This window comes from Hydrogenophaga sp. (assembly GCF_051858985.1).
GTDB lineage: Bacteria > Pseudomonadota > Gammaproteobacteria > Burkholderiales > Burkholderiaceae_C > Hydrogenophaga.
The window spans coordinates 716985-738715 of record NZ_JBHYGM010000001.1; the positions used below are offsets into that span (position 1 = coordinate 716985).

Genomic DNA, 21731 nt, shown 5'->3' on the forward strand with positions numbered 1-21731 from the left:
CTGAGTGGATGGAACGTGCCTCATCTTTCCCGCACGCCGATCCGGCGTCTAGAACAAATTTGACCTCAGCCGATTGACCGGGGGCGCGCCGGCACGGGCAGGTGGTTGCGCTCATCGGGCGAGATGCGCCGGTAGGCCTGCGGCGTCACGCCGCTGAGCGCCAGGAAATCGCGGTTGAAATGCGACTGGTCGCTGTAACAGGCATCCAGCGCGATCTCGGCCAGGGACGCGCCAGTGCCTTGACCCACAGCCGCCATCACCTGCTGGAAGCGCTGCACCCGAAGCCAGGTCTTGGGCGGCAGGCCGACGGTCTCTTTGAACAGCGCGATGAAGCGGCGATGGCTGACACCACTTCGGCGCACGGCCTCGCCCACGCTCCAGGTGCCGGGCCTCTCTGCCAGCGCAGAGGCGACGGCGGGATGGAGACCTCGCAAGCGCGGCAGCCGCGCAGAGAGCACCACCTCCAGCAGCGCCAGGCGGTCGTGCGCATTCGGCGTTTCCTGCAGCCGCAGACGCAAGCTGCGCGCGCCTGCGCCCCACAGGTCTTCGAGCGGCGTGTGGCGCTCGGCGAGTTCGTGGGCGCTCGTGCCGAAGAGGCATTGCGCTGCGCCGGGGCGCAGCACGGCGCCCACCGAACAGGCACGTCCGGAAAACTCACGCACGTAGAAACCCGAGCGTGCGCCTCCCACCAGCGCGGCGGCCATGGGTTGCGCCCCGTCGTGGTGCCGTGGATCTGCAATGCGCAACGGCGTGTCGGTCAGGCGCAGCACGAGGTGCATCATCCCGGTGGGCAGGGCGTGCTCACGCACCGTCTCCCCTGCATCGCCGGACCCGCAACCTTCGCTCGCCCACACCAGCGCCACGAAGGGCCGCAGGGCAGGCATCGGCAGGCGTTGCAGCGTCATCACCTTCTCCTCTCGCAGGCCCATCCCGGAGCCCGCAAGCGCCAGCGTATCAGGCGCTCAGGCGCTCGTCGAGCCGCCGCAATCCCGCCACGGTCAGCAGGCAGGCTTGCGCGGCCTCCGTGCCCTTCACGGCGAAATGCCGCAGGAAGTACTTGCGGTGTTCGGCGTGTTCGTGGAAATGGTGCGGTGTGAGCACGGCGGAGATCATGGGCACCCCCGTGTCGAGCTGCACATCCATGAGCGCCTGCACCACCGTCTGGGAAACGAAGTCGTGTCTGTAGATGCCGCCGTCGACCACCAGCGCGCTGCCCACGACGGCGGCGTATCGGCCCGAGCGGGCCAGGCGCTGCGCATGCAGCGGAATCTCGAACGCGCCAGGCACGTCGAACACGTCGATGGCATCGGCGCCGAAGCCGCTTCTCGCCATCTCGGCAAAGAAGGCATCGCGCGCCTGGTGAACGATGTCGACGTGCCAGGACGCCTCGACAAACGCGAAGCGCAGTTCGCCTGGCAACTGGACCGTGGGGGAAAGGGAAGCTTCAGACTGATTCATGGTGTCCTCGAATCGGGATTGGCCAAAAAATCAGGGCGCACAAGCGCGAACGCCAACCGCGGGCGCGAAGGCTCCCGGCGGGCATGCGGCTCGCGCTCTCTTTCATCCGGACTCTGGCACCCGCACGCGGACACCTTACCGTCGGTCCCGGGATCTCACCGGGTCTGCTGACCCCATGCGCCGACCTGATCGGCACCTGGGCGCTCGCGGAACTCGTGCGCACGCGTTGCCACGTCGCCATCACCGCCGGTGGGGAATCTCACCCCGCCCTGAGAACGCTGTTGTCCGGCACGCTGGCCGGACCCGACGCATTGTAGGCAGGGCCACCCGACCCCACTGTCGCGCGGGTTGAAGCTCAGGCGCTCACTATCCAGCCTTCCAGCGGATCGAACGCGGGCAGGCCCCAGCGCGGGTGCCCTGCTTCGTGCTGGTGGCGTGCCCAGGCCGCCTGCAGCAGGCACAGCACGGCGTCGAGGGTGTCGCCGCTGGCGTCGTCGGCGAGTGCGTCGCGCTGGCCGTGGGTGAGCCGCAGGCGAACGCCACAAGCCGCGAGCAGCGGCGCCTGGCCGTTTTCCAGCGCATTGATCAGGGTCTTGCGGGCGATCAGCCGGTCGGGCGTCTGGCGCGCCTTGTCGTCGCTCTTGTAGGAAGTGCCTCCGAGCACGCTGCGCGCCAGCAGACCCGGATACGCCTCCAGACCCACGCGCGTACCGTCTCCCGGCCACAGGCCAGGCAGCGTCACGCCTGCGGCCATGAGCCTGGGCACGCCAGCGTGCATCATGTACGCCACGGGCGGATTCACCCATTTCATGCTGGGGCTCGAGCCGGCGGAGCCGTCGGTGGCGCGGTGGGCAAATTTGCCACCCACTGGACGCGCAGCGCAGAACGAGACGAATGCGTCTCGAATCTCGGCGCGAGACATCGCAGCGAAATGGGACATGCAGGCCGCCCATTCGGCGGGCCAGCCCAAAGCCGCGACCAGCTCACGCGGCAAGCCGAAAGGCAGGTCGAAGCCGCCGACCCATTCACCCGGTGCGGACACGCGCTGGCTCCAGGCCTCGAGGGTGTCGAAACGCTCCACGGCGTCCAGACACACGCGAGCGCGATCGACGCGGCCCACGGCCAGGGTGATGGGTTTGCGGCGGCTCGGCGCGCTGGTGAAATCGCACCCGAGCAGGAGGGGCGACACGGTGCCGTTCAGGCCCGGCCGATGATGCTGGCCGTGGCCATCAACTCTTCCAGCAGCGCCAGCGAGACCTTGCCCGAGACCGCATATGGATCGAATTCGGGCCGCTCGGAGTACTTCAGCACGATGGAGGTGTTGAGCTTGGAGAGATTCACCTGGCCCATGGTCCAGCCGCCGAACCGGCGCTCGGAGATTTCCTCGTAGTGCAGCAGCTCCACGCCCGCGTGTCTCGGGTCGGCCACGATGTGGTTGTAGAGCGTGTTGACGGCCGTGCGTCCGCCTTCAATGGCCTGCAGGAACACACCACCGCCATAACAGAGCACGCCGGTGATGCCGTTGCCCATGTTGTGTGAGCGCGAAGCCTCCAGGATGGATTCGATGGCCTTGGCGTCCTTATCGACCGCGCGGCTGACGTAGAGCAGGCGTACCAGCATGGGGTTCTTCTTCGAAGGGTAGGGTTCAGCGGGGAATGAGCGCGAGGAATTCTCGCCGGAGGTTGGAATCTTTCAGGAACACGCCTCGCATGACCGAGTTGATCATCTTGCTGTCCATGTCCTTCACGCCGCGCCAGGCCATGCAGTAGTGGCTGGCCTCCATCACGATGGCCAGGCCATCGGGCTGGGTCTTCTCCTGGATCAGGTCGGCCAGCTGCACCACCGCCTCTTCCTGGATCTGCGGACGGCCCATGATCCACTCGGCCATGCGCGCGTACTTGGACAGGCCGATCACGTTGGTGTGCTCGTTGGGCATGACGCCGATCCAGATGCGGCCAATGACCGGGCAGAAGTGGTGGCTGCAAGCACTGCGAACGGTGATCGGGCCCACGATCATCAGCTCGTTCAAGTGCTCGGCATTCGGGAATTCGGTGACGCTCGGGCCCTTCACGTAGCGTCCGTTGAAGACCTCCTTGAGGTACATCTTGGCCACACGGCGAGCCGTGTCGCCGGTGTTGTGGTCGTTCTCCGTGTCGATCACCATGGCGTCGAGCACGCCCTGCATGTGCACGGTCACTTCTTCGAGCAACTGGTCGAGCTCACCGGGCTGGATGAATTCCGCGATGTTGTCGTTGGAGTGGAAACGCTTGCGTGCGGCCTTGACGCGCTCACGGATCTTCACAGAAACGGGCACGCCGATGTCGTCGTCTGGGGGGGCGGCGGGGGTCATGTCGGGTTCGGCTTTCATGAGCATGGCGCATGCTAACACCGGACTTCGCGCCGCACTTCATGGGGGAAATGGCGTCCGGCTGTGAAGGGTTTTCACTCGTCCGGGGCGTTCAGCAGTCGCTGCAGGTCCTGCAGTGTGTCGGCCTCGTGCAGCGGTTTGTCCGGGCGCAGGCGCTGCATGCGGGGAAAGCGCAGCGCCACCCCGCTCTTGTGCCGAGCGCTGCGCGCAATGCCTTCAAACGCGAGTTCGAACACCAGCGTGGGCCGCACGCTGCGCACGGGCCCGAACTTCTCCAGCGTGGTCTTGCGGATGACCGCGTCCACGCCATCGAATTCCTGGTCACTCAGGCCGGAATAGGCTTTGGTGAAGGCCACGAGCTGCAGGCCCTGCGGGTCGGCCGGGCGGCGGGCCGCGATCGCATCGACCACCGCCTGCGCCTCGGCCGCGTCCCGGGGTGTCCGGTTCCAGACTGCAAACGTGTAGTCCGTGTAGACGGAAGCGCGGCGGCCGTGGCCCGCCTGGGCGTAGATCAGCACGCCATCCACGGTCAGCGGATCGAGCTTCCATTTCCACCAGGCGAGCATCGAACCCTCGCCATCGCGCTTCTGCCGCCCGGTGCCGTATGCGCTTTCCCGGTGCTTGAGCATCAGACCCTCGACACCCAGTTCACGCGACTGCGCACGCAACGTCGCCAGTGCGTCCCAGTGCTCGAAACGCAACAGGGGTGAAAGCCACAGGCGAGCCCCGGGTGTCTGATCCATCGCCGTGGCCAGCGCCTCCAGGCGCGCTCGGCGTTCGTGCTGCGGCAGGCTGCGCAGGTCCAGGCCTTCCGCTTCCAGCAGGTCATAAGCCATGAAACTCACCGGCGCATCGGCCAGCACCTTGGGACCCAGGGTCTTGCGGCCGATGCGCTGTTGCAGAAGCGCAAACGTGGCGGGCCTGCCGGGCCGATCGCTGCCGGGCAACAGCGGCGAATCCGCCGAAGCATCCCAGACCAGGATCTCGCCATCGACCACCGTGCCGTCGGGCCAGCGCTGGGCCATGGCGAGCAGCTCGGGAAAGCGCTCGCTCATCAGTTCCTCGCCGCGCGACCACACCCACACGCGACCGGCACGCTTGACGATCTGGCCGCGTATGCCGTCGAACTTCCACTCGGCGAGCCAGTCGCCTGCTGGCGCCTGCGCGCGCAGGGTCGCCGCGGCTTCGGCATCGAGCGCACTGGCGAGGAAGAAGGGATAGGGCTGGCTCGGCTCCGCTTCGAAGGCCGCTGCATCGGAAATGAGCGCGCGGTACATCTCGGCGGTGGGCGCTCGCCGGGTATCGGTGTAGCCCATCATGCGGGCGGCCACGTGGCGGGCGTCGAGACCGGCATGGGCGGCAATGGCACGCTGCACCAGCAGCTTGCTCACCCCCACCCGGAAACCGCCGCCCACCAGTTTGATGAGCAGGAACCGGCCAGTCGGATTGAGCTCTCCCCACCAGTCCCGCAGCGCGCGCGCCACCGTATCGTCGTCCTGCCCGCGCAGGGGCAGCAGGCGTTCGTGCATCCAGCGGCTCAGCGAAACCTGCATGCCGCCTGTGCTCCCCGCATCGGGCAGCACCAGCGCGATGGTTTCGGCCAGGTCGCCCACGGTCTGGTAGCACGCTTCAAACAGCCAGTCGGAAAGGCCCGCCGCCTCGATGGCCAGTTGGCGCAGGTGGGCTGTCTTGATGAGCTGGCGTGGCTTGCCGCCCGAGAGGAAGTACACCGCCCACGCTGCATCGGCATCGTCCACTTCGGCCAGGTAGCGCTGCAGCGCCGCCAGCTTGGCGCTCGTGGCGGTGCTGGCGTCCAGCTCGGTGAACAGGGCGGCGAACCGGTTCATGCGGACTCGGCGCGGGCCTCGTGGTCGTCGCCGTACTCGGTGTGGAATTCCTCGGCGCGCAAGCCGCGTTCGCTCAGGTGCCTCACGAGTTCGACCGCACTGCCGTGGGTGACGATGACGCGCTCGGCGCCGGTGGCCTCGATGGCACCGAGCAGCCCCGGCCAGTCGGCGTGGTCGCTCAGCACGAAGCCTCGATCATGGCCGCCGCGCCGGCGCATGCCGCGCACCTGCATCCAGCCGCTGGCGAAGGCGTCGGAGTGATCGCCGAAGCGGCGGATCCACGGCGTGCCCAGCGCGCTGCCTGGCGTGAGCACCAGCGCACGGCGCAACAGGACCGGGTCCGCGATGTCGGTCACCAGGCTTGTCTCGGGCAACGCCACACCCGCCGCCCGGTAGGCGCGATTGAGCGGTTCGACCGCGCCATGGCACACGATGGGACCGATGGACGGATCGACACCGCCCAGGATGCGCTGGGCCTTGCCCAGGCTGTAGCACACCAGCACGCTGGCGCGGCCGGTGGCGGCGTTGTCGGCCCACCACTGGTTGATCTGGCCGAACAGCTCGGCGTCTGGTCGCCAGCGGTAGATGGGCAGGCCGAAGGTGGATTCGGTGATGAAGGTGTCGCAGGGCACCGCCTCGAAAGGCGTGCAGGTGTGATCGGGGACGGCACCGGCCGGTGTGGGCCGATAGTCGCCGCTGGCCACCCACACCTGACCCTCATGCTCCACCCGCACCTGCGCCGACCCCAGCACATGGCCCGCCGGGTGCAGCGAGATCCGCACACCGTTGTGCACGACCGCCTCGCCATACGCCACGCCCTGCAGGGTGATGTCGGCACCCAGCCGCGAGCGCAGCAAGCCTTCCGAGACCGCCGTGGCAAGGTAATTTGCGTGCCCCACGCGCGCGTGGTCGGCGTGCGCGTGCGTGATCACCGCCCTGTCCACGCGGCGCCAGGGGTCGATGTAGAAGTCACCCGGCGGGCAATACAGGCCTTCGGGGCGCTGGACGATGAGATCGGACTTCAATATCGATGGCCCGTCAGGAACAACGTGGTCCGCATGATGCCGAAGGCCACGCGGTCGAGCAGGCGCTGGTGCCAGGGCCGGCTGTTGAGTGCCGTCACGTCCAGCGTGTGTCCGGCGTTGAGCACGATTCCATCGAGATAGACCAGCAACAGCGTGGCGAAGCGACGGTCGTTGGTCATCACATTGGCTTCCCGAGCCAGCAGCATCGACAGCGGATCCAGGTTGGTGGAGCCCACCGTGGACCAGCGGTCGTCGACCACGGCCACCTTCGCGTGCAAGGCACTGGGCGCGTATTCGTGGATCTCGATGCCGGCGGCCAGCAGCGGCGCGTAGACCGGGCGCGCGGCACGGTACTGCAGGAAATGCTCGTATTTGCCCTGCAGCAGCAGGCGCACACGCACGCCGCGCGCAGCGGCCATCTTCAGTGCCCGGCGCAGCTTGCGGCCGGGAATGAAGTACGCATTGGCGATCACGATGTCGTGGCGCGCGTCGCCGATGGCCTTGAGGTAGGCGCGTTCGATGTCGTGGCGGTGGCCCACGTTGTCGCGCAGCAGCAGGCAGGCGCGCGCGCCGTCCACGCCCAGAGGCGCAGGCCCGCTTTCGCCGGCCGGCCCACCCTCGCGGCGGCCCACGGCGGCACCGGCGTGGGCCTCGATCTTCCGCAGGAGCCGCGAGAAATCCCCTGCAGGCCGGGATTCGCGCAGCGCGTCCCAGGCCGCCTTGAACTCGCGCTGGCGGGCCTTGTCCGCCGCCCGCAGGCGCCACCAGAGCTGCTCCATGGTGTCCACCATGTCCTGCACCAGCGGGCCGGCCACGCGCAGGCAGAAATCGAGTCGGGGTTCGGCCAACCGCCCCAGCGCGACGTCGTCCTGGTCGTCGATGATGTTGATGCCCCCACAGAAGCCCACCGTGCCGTCGACCACGCAGAGCTTGCGGTGCAGGCGCCGCCAGCGGCTGGGCAGCAGCAGGCCCAGGCGGCCCAGCGGCGCGTAGATGTAGAGCATGACGCCCGCGCTTTCCAGACGCTCGCGCCACTCGGTCGGCACGTGGGGCGATCCGACCCCATCGATCACCAGTCGCACGACCACGCCACGCCGGGCTGCGCGCTCCAGCGCCTCGGCCACCGTGAGCGCGGAGCCCGCGAATTCAAAGATGTAGGTCTCGAGATGGACCACCTGCCGCGCGGCGTCCATGGCGTCGACCAGCGCTGGGAAGAATTCAGCGCCACCTTGCAACAACAGCAGTTGGTGACCGCCGCGCATGCCACCCGGAGAGGCACGTCGAGCCGGGGTGGGGGGCAGATCGGCGCTCACAGCTCCAGCTCGGCAATCAGGGGCAGGTGGTCGGACATGCGGGCCCACACCTTGCCGTGCGGAACCTGCGCCGAGAGCGGTCGCAGGCCGCGCACGAAGATGCGGTCCAGGTGCAGCAGCGGCAGCCGGGATGGGTAAGTGGGCAGGCGGATGCCTTCGAAGGTGCGCAAGCCCAGCGCCGCCATGGGCTTGAGCAACTGGGCACCCCAGTCGTTGAAGTCACCCGCCACGATCAACGGTGCGGTCTCGGGCAGCTCGGAGGCGATGTACTGGCCCAGCCGCTGGACCTGACGTTCCCGGCTGGCGTGGATCAATCCCAGGTGCACCACCACCACATGCACGTCGACCCCTTCGATGAACAGCTGCACATGCAGCAGCCCACGCTGCTCGAACCGGTGGTCGGAGACGTCGGAATGTCTGCTGTCCAGAACCGGCCAGCGCGACAGCAGCGCGTTGCCATGCTCACCATGGCGCGTGATGGCGTTGGTGCGGTAGACCGACTCGTAGCCGTCGGGGGTGAGGTAGTTGGCCTGGTCCAGATCGGGCCAGCGGGTGAAGTGCTTTTCAAGCTTGCGGTGGTGGCGGCGCACCTCCTGCAGGCAGACGATGTCTGCATCGAACTGCTCGACCGCATGCGCCAGGTTGTGGATCTCCAACCGGCGCGCAGGGCCCATGCCCTGAACGCCTTTGTGGATGTTGTAAGTGGCGACACGCAGAATGCTCATGTGCAAATCATGCCATCAGGGCGTTAACCGAAGGTGAAGACGGTCGCCAGGCGGGGAAGCCAGGTGATGGCTTCGGCGTTCGATGGCGAAAAGCACCGCTCCGCCGCTTCGGCCCAGGGCAGCCAGACCTGAGCGCGGTGCTCCCGCGCGCTGAGCACCACCGGCACCGCCCGGGGCACGCAAAGTCCAAACAGATGTTCGGTGTTGTGCGTGACGCCGGGCGCGTAACGAGGCAGCCACTGAGGATAGATCTCGTAGACGTTCTCCAGCCCCCAATCGCTCAGCACATGACCCCGAGCGCGAGCGTCCAGTCCGGTTTCCTCCCGCACCTCGCGCACAGCCGTGTGCTCGAACGACTCGTCCTCCGAGTCCTTGGAACCAGTCACCGACTGCCAGAAGCCGGGTGCATCGGCCCGTTCGATCAGCAACACCTCGAGCGCCGGTGTGTGGATGACCACCAGCACCGACTGCGGAATCTTCATGAGCGACGCTCAGCGACGTGGCACGAAAGCCGCGCGCAGCGCGAGCAGGCGGCGCGCCAGGCGCCAAAGGGACCACGCCCTCAGGCCCAGACCGAGTGCGCGACGGGGCCTCCACATCGCGAGCAGGCCGACGCTGCCCGCCACGGCGAGCGGGTTGGCCCGCAACCAGTGCCACGCGTCCTGCGCGCGGTCGATCCAGGTGAAGGTGTTCTGCAGGCCGAAAACCTCCACCCCGGCCTGCCGGCGCAGGTGCGCCGACCGCAGCACCAGGCGTTCGCGGCGGCTCGCCAGCACCCTCGCGCGGGCATTCATGAACGCAGCTCCTCGCGATCCTGGCGCAGCTCTTCAAGGCTGGCCGAAAACAGGCGCGTGCCGCTCCTGACGCGTTCGCGCGCCAGCCAGGCGGCGACCCCGCCAGCGAGCAGGAACAGCGCGCTGAAGATGCCCAGTGCCAGCAGACGATGGCTGTCCCACAAGGCCACGGTGATGAATAGTGCCAAGAACGTCAGGCCCAGGCTGAGGAAGGTGACGGCGATGGCGCCGTACACCATCAGCGCGCCGACGCGCAGCACCTCCTCTTGCGCTTCCACGCTGAAGAGCTCCAGTCGAACCTGGAGCAGTTCCAGCACCGTGCTGGCGAGACCGCGCAGCGACGAAGACAGGCGTTGCGGTGAAGCCATGGCGCTATCCGGCGCGGGGCTCAGCGGCGTCCGATCAGGAGACCAATGACCAGTCCGACGCCGGCGGCGGTGCCGATGGCGCGCCAGGGGTGTTCGTGCACGTAGTCGTCGGTGGCCCGCGCCACTTCACGCGTTTTTTCCTTGATGGCGTCCTCGGCGTCGGCCAGCTTGTGGCGCGCGGTGCGCAGGTTCTCGTTGATGCGATCGCGCAGCTCGGCCACCTTGCCCTCCGTCTGGTGGGCGGTGGCCTGCATCAACTCTTCGGCGTCGGCAATCACGCGCTGGAGATCGGCAACGAGCTTCTCTTTGGGGTCGATGGATTCGGTCTTGCGGGTGCTCATGCGGACTCCTTTCAAAAGGCCATCCTAACAAATCGGACCAGAACGCCGCGTTTGCCGGCAGATAACCGCCCAAACTGGTCCGATACACGAAAAAGGGCGCCACCCGGCGCCCCTCCTCCACGGCCGATGGGTTCAGGCCTTGACCGCGTCCGCGTTGCGCAGGCGGATGTGCAGTTCTCGCAATTGCTTTTCGTCCACCGGGCTGGGGGCCTGGGTCAGCAGGCACTGCGCACGCTGGGTCTTGGGGAAGGCAATCACGTCGCGGATGGATTCCGCACCGGTCATGAGGGTGACGATGCGGTCCAGGCCGAAAGCCAGGCCACCATGTGGCGGCGCACCGTACTGCAGGGCGTCCAGCAGGAAACCGAACTTGAGCTGCGCTTCTTCCGGCGAGATCTTGAGCGCATCGAACACCTTCTGCTGCACCGCCGCGGTGTGGATCCGCACCGAGCCACCACCGATTTCCCAACCATTGAGCACCATGTCGTAGCCCTTGGCGATGCACTTCTCGGGCGCGGTCACCATCCAGTCTTCATGGCCATCCTTGGGTGCCGTGAAGGGGTGGTGCACGGCCGTCCAGCGGTCAGCTTCCTCGTCGTGCTCGAACATCGGGAAATCCACCACCCACATGGGTGCCCAGCGGTCTTCGAAAAGCCCGTTCCTGCGGCCCAGTTCGCTGTGGCCGATCTTCAAGCGGAGCGCGCCGATGGCGTCGTTGACGATCTTGGCCTTGTCCGCGCCAAAGAAAATGATGTCGCCGGCCTTCGCGCCCGTGCGCGAGAGCAATTCGGCCACCGCCTGGTCGTGCAGATTCTTCACGATGGGGCTCTGCAGGCCTTCCCGGCCCTTGGCAGGGTCGTTGACCTTGATCCAGGCCAGGCCCTTGGCGCCATAGATCTTCACGAACTCGGTGTAGGCGTCAATCTCGCTGCGGCTCATGTCACCTCCGCCGCGAACGCACAAAGCCACCACGCGGCCACCCTTCATGGTGGCGGGGGCCGAGAAGACCTTGAAGTCCACGTCTCCCATGACGTCGGTGAGTTCGGTGAACTCAAGCTGCACACGCAGGTCGGGCTTGTCGGAGCCGAAGCGCTGCATGGCTTCGCCATAGGCCATGACCGGAAACTCGCCCAGGTCCACGCCCAGGGTGTTCTGGAAGACCGTCTTGATCATGCCCTGGAACATGTCGCGGATGTCTTCCTCGGTCAGGAACGAGGTTTCGATGTCGATCTGTGTGAATTCGGGCTGGCGGTCGGCACGCAGGTCTTCGTCGCGGAAGCACTTGGTGATCTGGTAGTAGCGGTCAAAGCCGGCCACCATGAGCAACTGCTTGAAGAGCTGAGGCGACTGCGGCAGGGCAAAAAAGTGGCCGGCGTGCACACGGCTGGGCACCAGGTAGTCGCGCGCGCCTTCTGGCGTGCTCTTGGTGAGCATCGGCGTTTCGATGTCGATGAAGCCATTGGCATCCAGAAACTTGCGCACTTCCATGGCGACGCGGTAGCGCAGCATCAGGTTGTTCTGCATGTAGGGGCGGCGCAGGTCCAGCACGCGGTGCGTGAGGCGTGTGGTCTCGGACAGGTTCTCGTCGTCGAGCTGGAACGGCGGCGTGACCGAAGGGTTGAGCACCTTGAGTTCGTGGCAGAGCACCTCGATCTGGCCGCTCTTGAGTTTGTCGTTGGTGGTGCCGGCGGGGCGCGCGCGCACCAGGCCAGTGACCTGCACGCAGAACTCGTTGCGCACGTCTTCCGCCGTCTTGAACATCTCGGCGCGATCGGGATCGCAAACCACCTGCACATAACCTTCGCGGTCGCGCAGGTCGATGAAGATCACACCACCATGGTCGCGCCTGCGGTTCACCCAGCCGCAGAGCTTGACGGTTTCGCCCAGTTGGGCTTCGGTCACGAGACCGCAATAGTGGGAACGCATGGCCATCGGGTTTCTTCTTTCAACATGGTGGCAGGACGGTCCTGCCGGGCAACATCAGGGGTTGGATCGGGCAGCGGCCTCGGCCAGCGCCTTGATCTGGGCATTCTTGGGTCCACCGGGCACGATCACGCCCATGGACACGATGTAGGTCAGCGCCTCGTCGACGCTCATCTGCAACTCCACGCAGGCACTCTTTCGCACCATCACGAAATAGCCGCCGGTGGGGTTGGGGGTGGTGGGCACGTAGACGCTGTGGAATTCGTCGAACTCGCCCATGCTGCCGGGTTTTTCCTGCAGGTGGCGCAACACGTCACCCGCCGGCGAGCCCGTGAGGAAGGCGATGGTCCACATGCCCTCATGCGGCCATTCCACCAGCAAGGCCTTGCGAAAGGCGTTGCCTTTTTCGGAGAACAGCGTGTCGGACACCTGCTTCACACCGGAGTACACCGAACGCACCACGGGGATGCGGTGTAGCAAGGCGTGCCACCAGTGCACCAGCTTGTTGCCGATGATGTTGGACGCCAGTGCACCGATGGAGAGCACGACCACCAGCGCGAACACCACACCCAGACCTGGAATGTGCATGCCCAGCAGCTGGTCGGGCTGCCAGCTGGTGGGGAGGATGCGCAGGGTCTGGTCGAGCGTGCTGATCACCCATTCGAGCACCCAGAGGGTGACGATCAGGGGGACCAGCACCAGCAGGCCCGAGAACAGCCACTTGCGAATGGAGGGCATGGGAACCGTTCAGGAGCCTGCGGGAGGCGCTGCCGGCGTGGCCGCAGGTGCGGCTGCGGGCGCGGCTGCGGGCGCAGGCGAAGGTGCAGCACTGGAGGCCGGCACTGCAGGGGCTGCCGGCTCACTGGCGGGCTTGGCGGGCTCTGTCGCAGGCGCTGCTGCCGCGGCAGCGGGCTTCTGCCCTTCACGGAAATCGGTCACGTACCAGCCCGAACCCTTCAGCTGGAAGCCGGCGGCCGTCAGCTGCTTGCGAAAGGTTGCCTCGCCACATGAAGGGCAGACGCTGAGCGGATCGTCCGACATTTTCTGCAACACGTCCTTGGCATGGCCGCAGGACTCGCACTTGTAGGCATAGATGGGCATGACGTGAACCGGTTGAGGTGCGGGAGCGCCGCAAGAGGAGGGTCGCGAAGCGACGCTAGACGCCCCACACCTGGGGCGTGGAACAAAACCCGTCATTATAAATTGAGGGCTCTGCCCTTGCCTGCCCGGGTGTCGGGCGCTACCAGAGCTGTACGCGCACGAGCACCTGCATGGCCAGCAAACCCAGGAGGAAACCCAGGCCCGCATAGATGATGCCCTGCAGCAGGCGGTTGGTGCGGCGCTGCTCCGCCACGAGCTGGTCGATCTCACGCCGCAGTTCGTGGGGCTTGTGCTGCAGGTAATCGTGCAGCAGCCGAGGCAGGGCGGGCAGCAGCTTGGCATACTGAGGGGCTTCGGCCTTGAGCTGCTGCAGCAGTTTGCCAGGCCCCACCTGCTCGATCATCCAGCTCTCCAGGAACGGCTTGGCGGTGTTCCACAGATCGAGTTCGGGATCCAGGTCTCGCCCGAGGCCCTCGATGTTGAGCAGCGTCTTCTGCAACAGCACCAGCTGCGGCTGGATCTCGACATGGAAGCGCCGCGAAGTCTGGAACAGGCGCATGAGCACCAGCCCGAGCGATATCTCTTTCAGCGGACGATCGAAATACGGTTCGCACACCGCGCGAATCGCCGATTCCAGTTCGTCGACCCGGGTGTTGGCGGGCACCCATCCGGATTCAATGTGGAGTTCGGCCACCCGCTTGTAGTCGCGCCGAAAGAAGGCGGTGAAGTTCTGCGCCAGGTATTCCTTGTCGAACTCCGTGAGCGTGCCCACGATGCCGAAATCGAGCGAGATGTAGCGCCCGAATGTGCCCGGCGCCGTGCTGACCTGGATGTTGCCCGGGTGCATGTCGGCATGGAAGAACCCATCGCGAAAGACCTGGGTGAAGAAGATCGTGACGCCGTCTCGCGCGAGCTTGGGAATGTCCACCCCTTCGCGGCGCAACTCCTCGATCCGGTTGATCGGGATGCCGTGCATGCGCTCCATCACCATCACGTCGGTGTGGCAGTAGTCCCAGAGCATTTCCGGAATGAGCACGAGGTCCAGCCCCTGCATGTTGCGGCGAAGTTGCGCGGCGTTTGCGGCTTCTCGCAACAGATCGAGTTCGTCGTGCAGGTACTTGTCGAATTCCGCCACCACCTCGCGCGGCTTGAGGCGCTTGCCGTCGGCCGACAGACGTTCCACCCAGCCAGCCATCATGCGCATGAGGCTGATGTCCTTGTCGATCACCGGGCGCATGTTGGGGCGCAGCACCTTCACCGCCACCTCCCGGCCACCGTGACGACCGTCCCTCAGTGTGGCGAAGTGCACCTGGGCAATGGAGGCACTGGCCACCGGTACCTGCTCGAAATGGGTGAAAACCTCCGAGAGCGGCTTGCCGAAAGCGCGTTCGATCGTGGCCACGGCCACGGCGCTGGGAAAAGGCGGCACGCGGTCCTGCAGGTGGGCCAGTTCGTTGGCGATGTCACTGGGCAGCAGGTCGCGGCGGGTCGAAAGCACCTGGCCAAACTTCACGAAGATCGGCCCAAGCCGTTCGAGCGCCTCGCGCAGGCGCTGGCCGCGCGGCGCATCGAGGTTGCGACCGATCGACACGATGCGTGTCAACAGCCGCAATGCAGGTCGCTGGAAACTGGACAGCACGAGCTCGTCGAGCCCGTAGCGCAACACCACCCAGACGATGAAGGCGCCGCGGAAAAGACGCGTCATGCCGAAGGACCGTCGGGGCGTTCGCTGTTGGGTGCAGCGCCTTGGGGTGGCCGGGGCGGAAACCCAGACGGCAGGCGGTCGACAAACGCCTTGACGGCCTGGGCCGCCGAGCGGGCAAACCGCGCCAGTGTGTGGGCCGTGGCATCGCCCAGCACTCGCGACAGGTCTTCCTCCACGTCCCAGCGCACGTTGTCCACCAGCCAGGCCACTTCGGCCGCCAGTTGAACATCGCCCTGGATGTCGACGCCCGGCTTGTCGCCGGCCAGCAGGCTCTGTGCCAGATCTAACGGCGACGTCTGCGTCAGCGTCATGCTCAGCTCGGCCTTGGTGTCGGGTGCACAGCGCTCCAGCAGGCCTGCGGCGGTCGGAGCGAGCGTGAGATGGAAGTCGCCCCACTGGATGCGCACTGCCTTGCCCTTCTGGCGACGCAAGCGTTCCTGGGCGGCCTTTTCCTGCATCAGCACGTGATTCAGGAAAAGCACCAGCCGGTTCTGCAGTTCGTCGACCACCCATTCGGGCGGTCGGATCGCGCCCAACAGGGACTGCAGGAAGTTCAGCGGCCGGGGGCCGGAAGCGGGCGGTGGGGCGGGCGGTTCATGGTTCATGGCCGCCCGATTCTGACACCTCTTGATCGGCCTACTGGAGTGCCTGGACGCCAGCCACCAGCCAGCCACCCGAACCGCTCTTGGGCCGGGTGATGTTCCAGACTTCCCGGAACGGGTTGGGGCCGGCAGAGGCTTCCTCGCGGATCAGACCGGAGAACTCGACGCTGGCCATGTACTCGTCGTCCATTTCCTCGATGCCCAGCAGTTGCGCGTCCAGCATCACGACCTCGGTCTTGTTTTGCACGCCCGCGCTGGCCTGTTCGCGCTCGGCGAGCTGGCTGCGGATCTGCTCCAGCATGCCGTCGGTCATCATGGCGCGCAGGCTGGGAATGTCGGAGCGGTCCCAGGCATCCTGCAGGTTGACGAAGTTCTTCTTGGACGCGCTGAGGAAACCATCCACATCAAAGCCTGCCGGCACCCCCCAGGACTGGCTGCCGCCCAGTGCGGAGCCGATGAGGGAGCCACTGCCGCCGTGCACGTTGCGGTTGTCCAGAGCGACAGGACCGCTGCGTTCCCAGGGACGTGCGGAAGCATCGTTGCCCACGTTCTGCGGCAGGTAGCTGCGCGGCGTTGCGGGGTCGTACTGTGAATTGCCGGTCTGGCCTGCGGCCTGGTAGGCCAGACCCTGAGAACTGGCGGCACGGCGCCGCATGACCATGCCGATCACGGCCATCACCACCAGAGCGAGCAGGGCGAACAGAAGGACCTGGCCAAATGCCTCGCCAAAACCCAGGGCGGAAGCCAGCCAGGCCAGGCCCAGGCCAGCGGCCAGGCCACCCAGCATGGCGCCCCATGGGCGCTTGGGGGCGGCAGCGGCTGCGCCGGCAGGGTTTGCATTGGCGGGACGAGCCGCATTCTGTGCGGGCGTCGGCGCGGTCTGCTGTTGAGCAGGCGGTACGGCGTTGCGCTGCTGCGTCACGTTGCCCGACTGCTTGCCGAACGACATGCCACCGCCCATGCGCTTGGCCCACACATCCTGCGAGCCCAGCGCCATGACGAACACCAGAACCAACGACCACAACTTGTTCATGCCTTTGCCCCCTAAAAATTACAAACAGATTTTCAGAACCGGAATCAACACTTGATGCCCACGTGCAGCGCCACCACACCGGCCGACAGATTGTGCACGTCGACATGGCCAAAGCCCGCCTCGCGCATCATCTGTCTCAGCACTTCCTGCCCCGGGTGCATGCGGATGGACTCGGCGAGGTAGCGATAACTGGCCTCGTCGTTGGCCACCAGCTTGCCCAACTTGGGCAGCACGTTGAACGAATACCAGTCATAAGCCTTTTCCAGCGGCTTCGCCACCCGGGAAAACTCCAGCACCAGCAACTTGCCCCCCGGCTTGAGCGTGCGATGCATCTCACGCAACGCAAGTTCCTTGTGCGTCATGTTGCGCAGACCAAAGGCCACCGTGACCAGGTCGAAAGAATCGCTGGCAAACGGCAGATGTTCGGCGTCGCACACCAAGGTGGGGAGCACCACGCCGTTATCAAGCAGGCGCGTGCGACCTTCGCGCAGCATGGCTTCGTTGATGTCGGTGTGAACCACTCGACCACGTTCGCCCACCTTGCGCGCGAACGCCAGCGCCAGATCGCCCGTGCCACCGGCGATGTCGAGCACCTGGTCGCCCGGCTGGGGGTTGGCCACCGTGATCGTGTAGCGCTTCCAGATGCGATGCAACCCGCCCGACATGAGGTCGTTCATCACGTCGTATTTGGGCGCCACCGAGTCGAACACGCTGCGCACCCGTCGCGCCTTTTCGCCTTCGTCGACGGTCTTGAATCCGAAATGAGTGGATGCCATTCGTGCTCCGTTCTGCTCAATGGCTGCCGCAGGCATGACCGCCCTTTTCCGGCATGGGCGCGTCGCGTTCCACACCGGCAGCCTGGAGCCTTGCGTTGTAATCAGCCCACAGTTCATCCTGTTTCGAACCGAGGAAGTACAGGTAATCCCAGGAAAAGATGCCCGAACTGTGCCCGTCGCTGAAGGTGGGCTGCACAGCGTAGTTGCCCACAGGCTCCAGGGCGACGATGTCCACCTCCCGCTTTCCGGTCTGCAACACCTCCTGGCCCTTGCCATGGCCCTGCACTTCGGCCGAGGGCGAACAGACGCGCATCAGCTCGAATGGAATGCGGTATTCGCTGCCATCCGAAAAGCCGATCTCCAGCACGCGCGACTGCTGGTGCAAGGTGATCGATTCCGGCGTGGGGCTGTTCCTGTCGAGTCCGGCCATGGGGTTCTCCGTTGGGGTAGGCGATCAGACGAGCACGCGCTCGATGCCGCCTTCGTTGGCCTTCGCCACATATTCCGGCAGCCATTGCTCACCCAGAATCTGGCGCGCCATCTCCACGACGATGTAATCGGCCTCGAGCAGCCCGTTCTGAAGGTCGTCCGTGTAGCGTGAGAGACCCTGCAGGCAGCTGGGGCAGGAGGTCAGGATCTTCACGTTCTCCTTCTCGCCCACGGTCCCGGCTTCGCGCAGGGCGGCTTCACCCTTCTGGAGCTCTTCTTCCTTGCGAAAACGCACCTGGGTGGAGATATCGGGTCGGGTCACGCCCAGCGTGCCCGATTCGCCGCAGCAGCGCTTGCTCTCGAGCACGTTGTCGCCCATGAGGCCTTTGACGGTCTTCATGGGGTCCTGCAGCTTCATCGGCGTGTGGCAGGGGTCGTGGTAGAGGTATCCGCCCTGCCCGGTGGCCAGCGTGATGCCCTTTTCAAGCAGGTACTCGTGGATGTCGATGATGCGACAGCCCGGGAAGATCTTGTCGAATTCGTAACCCTGGAGCTGGTCGTAGCAGGTGCCACAACTGACCACCACGGTCTTGATGTCGAGGTAGTTCAGCGTGTTGGCAACGCGGTGGAACAGCACCCGGTTGTCGGTGATGATCTTTTCCGCCTTGTCGAACTGGCCGCTGCCGCGCTGCGGGTAGCCGCAGCACAGATAGCCCGGCGGGAGCACGGTCTGCACACCGGCATGCCAAAGCATCGCTTGCGTGGCGAGACCCACCTGGCTGAAGAGGCGCTCGGATCCGCACCCGGGAAAATAGAACACAGCCTCGGTCTCGGCGGTGGTGACGACCGGGTTGCGGATGATGGGGACGTAGTCCTTGTCCTCGATGTCGAGCAAGGCGCGCGCTGTCTTCTTGGGCAGGCCGCCCGGCATCTTCTTGTTGATGAAGTGGATGACCTGTTCCTTGATGGGTGCCGGCCCCAGCGTGGCCGGAGGCGCACTGGTCTGCTTGCGCGCCAGGCGCTTGAACAGATCGTTCGCCAGGCGCTGTGCCTTGAAGCCCACGCCGACCATGGCACCCCGCATGAACTTGATGGTTTCAGGGTTGGTCGCGTTCAGGAAGAACATGGCCGCCGCGTTGCCGGGACGAAAGCTCTTCTGCCCCATCTTGCGCAGCAGGTTGCGCATGTTCATGGTCACATCGCCGAAATCGATCTTCACCGGGCAGGGTGAGAGGCACTTGTGGCACACGGTGCAGTGGTCGGCCACGTCCTCGAATTCTTCCCAGTGCTTGATGCTGATGCCACGGCGCGTCTGCTCTTCGTACAGGAAGGCCTCGATCAGCAACGAAGTGGCCAGGATCTTGTTGCGGGGCGAATAGAGCAGATTGGCGCGCGGCACGTGGGTGGCGCAGACCGGCTTGCACTTGCCGCAACGCAGGCAGTCCTTGACGCTGTCGGCGATGGCGCCAATGTCGCTGCGCTGCATGATCAGCGATTCGTGTCCCATCAACCCGAAGCTGGGTGTATAGGCGTTGGAAAGGTCGGCACTGCGCAGGCTGGCATCGCCTGCCGGGCCCTGGCGCAGCAGCTTGCCCTTGTTGAAGCGGCCTTCAGGATCGACGCGGCTCTTGTAGTCGGCAAACGGCTGCAGCTCGGCGTCGGTGAGGAATTCCAGCTTGGTAATGCCGATGCCGTGCTCACCCGATATCACCCCATCGAGCCGGCGCGCGAGCGCCATGATGCGCGCCACCGCCTCGTGCGCGGTCTGCAGCATCTCATAGTCGTCGCTGTTGACGGGAATGTTCGTGTGCACGTTGCCGTCGCCGGCGTGCATGTGCAAGGCCACCCACACCCGTCCCTTGAGCACGCGTTGATGGATGGCATTGATCTCGGCGAGCAACGGACCAAAGGCCGCGCCGGCAAAGATCTGCTGCAGCGGCGCGCGGATCTGCGTCTTCCAGCTCGCGCGCAACCGGTGGTCCTGCAACTGCGGAAACAACGCATCCACGTCACGCAACCAGCCCGACCATTGCGCTCGCACCTCGCGAACCAGGGCCAGCGCCTGCTGCACGCGGTCTTCAAGCAGCTCGGCGGTGGGAATGTCGTTGGCGTCGTCGGTCTTGCCCAGCGGCAGGTTTCCCCGCGTGAAAAAGGCCTCCAGCGCCTCACACAGCTTGAGCTTGTTGCGAAGCGAGAGCTCGATGTTGATGCGCTCGATACCCTCGGTGTATTCGCCCATGCGGGGCAGCGGAATCACCACGTCTTCGTTGATCTTGAAGGCGTTGGTGTGCTTGCTGATGGCGGCCGTGCGCTTGCGGTCGAGCCAGAACTTCTTGCGCGCTTCGGGGCTGATGGCGATGAAGCCTTCGCCGCTGCGTGAGTTGGCCAGGCGGATGACTTCGCTGGTGGCTCGCGCCACGGCGTCGGCGTCGTCGCCCACGATGTCACCCACCAACACCATCTTGGGCAGCGTGCCTCGCTTGCTCTTGGTGGCATAGCCCACGGCCTTGAGATAGCGGTCGTCCAGGTGCTCCAGGCCGGCCAGAATGGCGCCTCCAGGGCGCTTCATCTCGGTGAACATGAAGTCCTTGATGTCGACGATGGAGGGCACGCAGTCGCGAGGATTACCAAAGAACTCCAGGCACACCGTGCGCACATGCTGCGGCATGCGGTGAACCACCCAGCGCGCGCTGGTGATCAGGCCGTCACAGCCCTCTTTCTGGATGCCCGGCAGGCCGCTCAGGAACTTGTCGGTCACGTCCTTGCCCAGGCCTTCCTTGCGGAAAGTCTTGCCGGGGATCACGAGCTGTTCGGTGCGCACCGGCGTCTTGCCGTCGGCCTCGAAGTACTTCAACTCGAAGCTGGCCATGTCGGCATCGTGGATCTTGCCGAGGTTGTGGTCGATGCGGGTCACTTCCAGCCACTGCGCCTGGGGTGTCACCATGCGCCAGCTGATCAGGTTGTCCAGCGCCGTGCCCCAGAGCACGGCCTTCTTGCCACCCGCGTTCATGGCGATGTTGCCGCCAATGCACGAGGCTTCCGCACTGGTGGGGTCCACCGCAAACACATGGCCCGCGCGTTCGGCCGCGTCGGCCACGCGCTGCGTGACCACGCCGGCTTCGGTCCAGATCGTGGGCAAAGGTTTGTCGTGCCCGGGCACGCTCACCCACTCCACCTCGGTCATGGCTTCAAGCTTCTCGGTGTTGATCACCGCGCTTTTCCACGTGAGCGGAATCGCGCCACCGGTGTAGCCGGTGCCGCCGCCACGCGGAATGATGGTCAGGCCCAGCTCGAAGCAGCCCTTGACGAGCAGCGCCATCTCCGCCTCGGTGTCGGGCGTCAACACGACAAAGGGGTACTCGACGCGCCAGTCGGTCGCATCGGTCACGTGCGAGACGCGCGAGAGGCCGTCGAACTTGATGTTGTCGCGCGCGGTCAGCCGGCGCAACACCTTGTTGGCGCGCTGGCGCAGCGCGGCCATGTCTTCGAACGAGCGCGCGAAGCTGTCCACCGCCCCGCGGGCCGCGGTGAGCAGTTCGGCCACCAGAGCATCGCGCGCGCCATCGTCCTGCGGGGTGCGGCGCTTCTGCACCTCGGCCAGCCTGTGATGCAGGGCGTCCACCAGCTGCTGCCGGCGCTTGGGGCTGTCGAGCAGATCGTCCTGCAGGTAGGGGTTGCGCTGCACCACCCAGATGTCGCCCAGCACCTCATACAACATGCGGGCCGAGCGGCCGGTGCGGCGTTCACCCCGCAAACCGTCCAGCAATGACCACGCACGATCGCCCAGCAAACGCAGGACGATCTCACGATCCGAGAACGAGGTGTAGTTGTAAGGAATCTCGCGCAGGCGCGGCGCTTCGTCAGTGTTGGTGGCGAACAGCGATAGCGGCGTGGGAGCGTTCATTGGTGTGGCAGTCGCCAGC

Annotated in this window: 22 protein-coding genes and 1 riboswitch; all 22 genes read right to left on the bottom strand. The window is 65.7% G+C overall.

The window, feature by feature from the left end:
* Positions 1-65: 65 nt before the first annotated feature.
* A complete protein-coding gene (locus ACTIEY_RS03470; protein ID WP_439517701.1) occupies positions 66-905 on the bottom strand; it encodes a helix-turn-helix domain-containing protein in 840 nt (279 codons plus the stop codon).
* Positions 906-954: 49 nt separating this feature from the next.
* Positions 955-1458 carry a 6,7-dimethyl-8-ribityllumazine synthase gene (locus tag ACTIEY_RS03475; RefSeq protein WP_439517702.1) on the bottom strand — a complete coding sequence of 168 codons (504 nt, stop codon included), beginning with the start codon at positions 1456-1458 and terminating at the stop codon, positions 955-957.
* A gap of 90 nt (positions 1459-1548) precedes the next feature.
* A riboswitch (FMN riboswitch) is annotated at positions 1549-1739 on the bottom strand.
* Positions 1740-1813: 74 nt separating this feature from the next.
* Positions 1814-2647, bottom strand: a complete 834-nt coding sequence (locus tag ACTIEY_RS03480; protein ID WP_439517703.1) for a DUF429 domain-containing protein — start codon at positions 2645-2647, stop codon at positions 1814-1816.
* Positions 2648-2655: 8 nt separating this feature from the next.
* Complete coding sequence (locus ACTIEY_RS03485) at positions 2656-3078, bottom strand: BLUF domain-containing protein (protein ID WP_086122752.1); 423 nt, start codon at positions 3076-3078, stop codon at positions 2656-2658.
* 25 nt (positions 3079-3103) lie between these two features.
* Positions 3104-3832 (bottom strand): GTP cyclohydrolase I, encoded by a 729-nt coding sequence (gene folE, locus ACTIEY_RS03490; protein WP_439517704.1) that lies wholly within the window; start codon positions 3830-3832, stop codon positions 3104-3106.
* 68 nt (positions 3833-3900) lie between these two features.
* Positions 3901-5673, bottom strand: a complete 1773-nt coding sequence (locus tag ACTIEY_RS03495; protein ID WP_439517705.1) for an ATP-dependent DNA ligase — start codon at positions 5671-5673, stop codon at positions 3901-3903.
* Positions 5670-6698, bottom strand: a complete 1029-nt coding sequence (locus ACTIEY_RS03500; protein WP_439517706.1) for a ligase-associated DNA damage response exonuclease — start codon at positions 6696-6698, stop codon at positions 5670-5672. The genes ACTIEY_RS03495 and ACTIEY_RS03500 overlap by 4 nt, the downstream gene beginning before the upstream one ends.
* On the bottom strand, positions 6695-7960 hold the full coding sequence (gene clsB / locus ACTIEY_RS03505; protein ID WP_439518265.1) for a cardiolipin synthase ClsB: 1266 nt from the start codon (positions 7958-7960) through the stop codon (positions 6695-6697). The genes ACTIEY_RS03500 and clsB overlap by 4 nt, the downstream gene beginning before the upstream one ends.
* Positions 7961-8007: 47 nt before the next feature.
* On the bottom strand, positions 8008-8736 hold the full coding sequence (locus ACTIEY_RS03510) for an endonuclease/exonuclease/phosphatase family protein (protein WP_439517707.1): 729 nt from the start codon (positions 8734-8736) through the stop codon (positions 8008-8010).
* Positions 8737-8759: 23 nt separating this feature from the next.
* Positions 8760-9218 carry a dihydroneopterin triphosphate diphosphatase gene (gene nudB / locus ACTIEY_RS03515; protein WP_439517708.1) on the bottom strand — a complete coding sequence of 153 codons (459 nt, stop codon included), beginning with the start codon at positions 9216-9218 and terminating at the stop codon, positions 8760-8762.
* A 9-nt stretch (positions 9219-9227) separates the two neighbouring features.
* Positions 9228-9530, bottom strand: a complete 303-nt coding sequence (locus tag ACTIEY_RS03520) for a YqjK family protein (protein ID WP_439517709.1) — start codon at positions 9528-9530, stop codon at positions 9228-9230.
* The gene (locus ACTIEY_RS03525) at positions 9527-9898 is read right to left on the bottom strand and encodes a phage holin family protein (protein ID WP_439517710.1); all 372 of its coding nucleotides are present in this window, start codon (positions 9896-9898) and stop codon (positions 9527-9529) included. The genes ACTIEY_RS03520 and ACTIEY_RS03525 overlap by 4 nt, the downstream gene beginning before the upstream one ends.
* Before the next feature lie 20 nt (positions 9899-9918).
* On the bottom strand, positions 9919-10239 hold the full coding sequence (locus ACTIEY_RS03530) for a DUF883 family protein (protein ID WP_439517711.1): 321 nt from the start codon (positions 10237-10239) through the stop codon (positions 9919-9921).
* Between the two features lie 132 nt (positions 10240-10371).
* Positions 10372-12171, bottom strand: a complete 1800-nt coding sequence (gene aspS / locus ACTIEY_RS03535; RefSeq protein ID WP_439517712.1) for an aspartate--tRNA ligase — start codon at positions 12169-12171, stop codon at positions 10372-10374.
* Positions 12172-12219: 48 nt separating this feature from the next.
* Positions 12220-12900 carry a DUF502 domain-containing protein gene (locus ACTIEY_RS03540; protein WP_439517713.1) on the bottom strand — a complete coding sequence of 227 codons (681 nt, stop codon included), beginning with the start codon at positions 12898-12900 and terminating at the stop codon, positions 12220-12222.
* A gap of 9 nt (positions 12901-12909) precedes the next feature.
* Positions 12910-13263 carry an FmdB family zinc ribbon protein gene (locus ACTIEY_RS03545; protein ID WP_439517714.1) on the bottom strand — a complete coding sequence of 118 codons (354 nt, stop codon included), beginning with the start codon at positions 13261-13263 and terminating at the stop codon, positions 12910-12912.
* A 139-nt stretch (positions 13264-13402) separates the two neighbouring features.
* Complete coding sequence (gene ubiB, locus ACTIEY_RS03550) at positions 13403-14968, bottom strand: ubiquinone biosynthesis regulatory protein kinase UbiB (RefSeq protein ID WP_439517715.1); 1566 nt, start codon at positions 14966-14968, stop codon at positions 13403-13405.
* The gene (locus ACTIEY_RS03555; RefSeq protein WP_439517716.1) at positions 14965-15573 is read right to left on the bottom strand and encodes a hypothetical protein; all 609 of its coding nucleotides are present in this window, start codon (positions 15571-15573) and stop codon (positions 14965-14967) included. The genes ubiB and ACTIEY_RS03555 overlap by 4 nt, the downstream gene beginning before the upstream one ends.
* 31 nt (positions 15574-15604) lie before the next feature.
* Positions 15605-16603: a Tim44 domain-containing protein gene (locus ACTIEY_RS03560; RefSeq protein WP_439517717.1), complete on the bottom strand. Its 999-nt coding sequence runs from the start codon at positions 16601-16603 to the stop codon at positions 15605-15607.
* Positions 16604-16647: 44 nt separating this feature from the next.
* On the bottom strand, positions 16648-17379 hold the full coding sequence (ubiE, locus tag ACTIEY_RS03565) for a bifunctional demethylmenaquinone methyltransferase/2-methoxy-6-polyprenyl-1,4-benzoquinol methylase UbiE (protein ID WP_439517718.1): 732 nt from the start codon (positions 17377-17379) through the stop codon (positions 16648-16650).
* A gap of 16 nt (positions 17380-17395) precedes the next feature.
* Positions 17396-17809 carry a gamma-butyrobetaine hydroxylase-like domain-containing protein gene (locus ACTIEY_RS03570; protein WP_439517719.1) on the bottom strand — a complete coding sequence of 138 codons (414 nt, stop codon included), beginning with the start codon at positions 17807-17809 and terminating at the stop codon, positions 17396-17398.
* Between the two features lie 24 nt (positions 17810-17833).
* Positions 17834-21712 carry a DUF3683 domain-containing protein gene (locus ACTIEY_RS03575; protein ID WP_439517720.1) on the bottom strand — a complete coding sequence of 1293 codons (3879 nt, stop codon included), beginning with the start codon at positions 21710-21712 and terminating at the stop codon, positions 17834-17836.
* Positions 21713-21731 lie beyond the last annotated feature (19 nt).

Coding starts and splice junctions, on each gene's coding strand:
- ACTIEY_RS03485 (WP_086122752.1), bottom strand. CDS start 3,078: ATGCTGGTACGCCTGCTCTACGTCAGCCGCGCGGTCGATAAGGACGCC.
- ACTIEY_RS03475 (WP_439517702.1), bottom strand. CDS start 1,458: ATGAATCAGTCTGAAGCTTCCCTTTCCCCCACGGTCCAGTTGCCAGGC.
- ACTIEY_RS03540 (WP_439517713.1), bottom strand. CDS start 12,900: ATGCCCTCCATTCGCAAGTGGCTGTTCTCGGGCCTGCTGGTGCTGGTC.
- ACTIEY_RS03470 (WP_439517701.1), bottom strand. CDS start 905: ATGACGCTGCAACGCCTGCCGATGCCTGCCCTGCGGCCCTTCGTGGCG.
- ubiB (WP_439517715.1), bottom strand. CDS start 14,968: ATGACGCGTCTTTTCCGCGGCGCCTTCATCGTCTGGGTGGTGTTGCGC.
- ACTIEY_RS03545 (WP_439517714.1), bottom strand. CDS start 13,263: ATGCCCATCTATGCCTACAAGTGCGAGTCCTGCGGCCATGCCAAGGAC.
- ACTIEY_RS03575 (WP_439517720.1), bottom strand. CDS start 21,712: ATGAACGCTCCCACGCCGCTATCGCTGTTCGCCACCAACACTGACGAA.
- ACTIEY_RS03495 (WP_439517705.1), bottom strand. CDS start 5,673: ATGAACCGGTTCGCCGCCCTGTTCACCGAGCTGGACGCCAGCACCGCC.
- ubiE (WP_439517718.1), bottom strand. CDS start 17,379: ATGGCATCCACTCATTTCGGATTCAAGACCGTCGACGAAGGCGAAAAG.
- ACTIEY_RS03525 (WP_439517710.1), bottom strand. CDS start 9,898: ATGGCTTCACCGCAACGCCTGTCTTCGTCGCTGCGCGGTCTCGCCAGC.
- nudB (WP_439517708.1), bottom strand. CDS start 9,218: ATGAAGATTCCGCAGTCGGTGCTGGTGGTCATCCACACACCGGCGCTC.
- folE (WP_439517704.1), bottom strand. CDS start 3,832: ATGCTCATGAAAGCCGAACCCGACATGACCCCCGCCGCCCCCCCAGAC.
- ACTIEY_RS03570 (WP_439517719.1), bottom strand. CDS start 17,809: ATGGCCGGACTCGACAGGAACAGCCCCACGCCGGAATCGATCACCTTG.
- clsB (WP_439518265.1), bottom strand. CDS start 7,960: ATGCGCGGCGGTCACCAACTGCTGTTGTTGCAAGGTGGCGCTGAATTC.
- ACTIEY_RS03555 (WP_439517716.1), bottom strand. CDS start 15,573: ATGAACCATGAACCGCCCGCCCCACCGCCCGCTTCCGGCCCCCGGCCG.
- ACTIEY_RS03510 (WP_439517707.1), bottom strand. CDS start 8,736: ATGAGCATTCTGCGTGTCGCCACTTACAACATCCACAAAGGCGTTCAG.
- ACTIEY_RS03530 (WP_439517711.1), bottom strand. CDS start 10,239: ATGAGCACCCGCAAGACCGAATCCATCGACCCCAAAGAGAAGCTCGTT.
- ACTIEY_RS03520 (WP_439517709.1), bottom strand. CDS start 9,530: ATGAATGCCCGCGCGAGGGTGCTGGCGAGCCGCCGCGAACGCCTGGTG.
- aspS (WP_439517712.1), bottom strand. CDS start 12,171: ATGGCCATGCGTTCCCACTATTGCGGTCTCGTGACCGAAGCCCAACTG.
- ACTIEY_RS03560 (WP_439517717.1), bottom strand. CDS start 16,603: ATGAACAAGTTGTGGTCGTTGGTTCTGGTGTTCGTCATGGCGCTGGGC.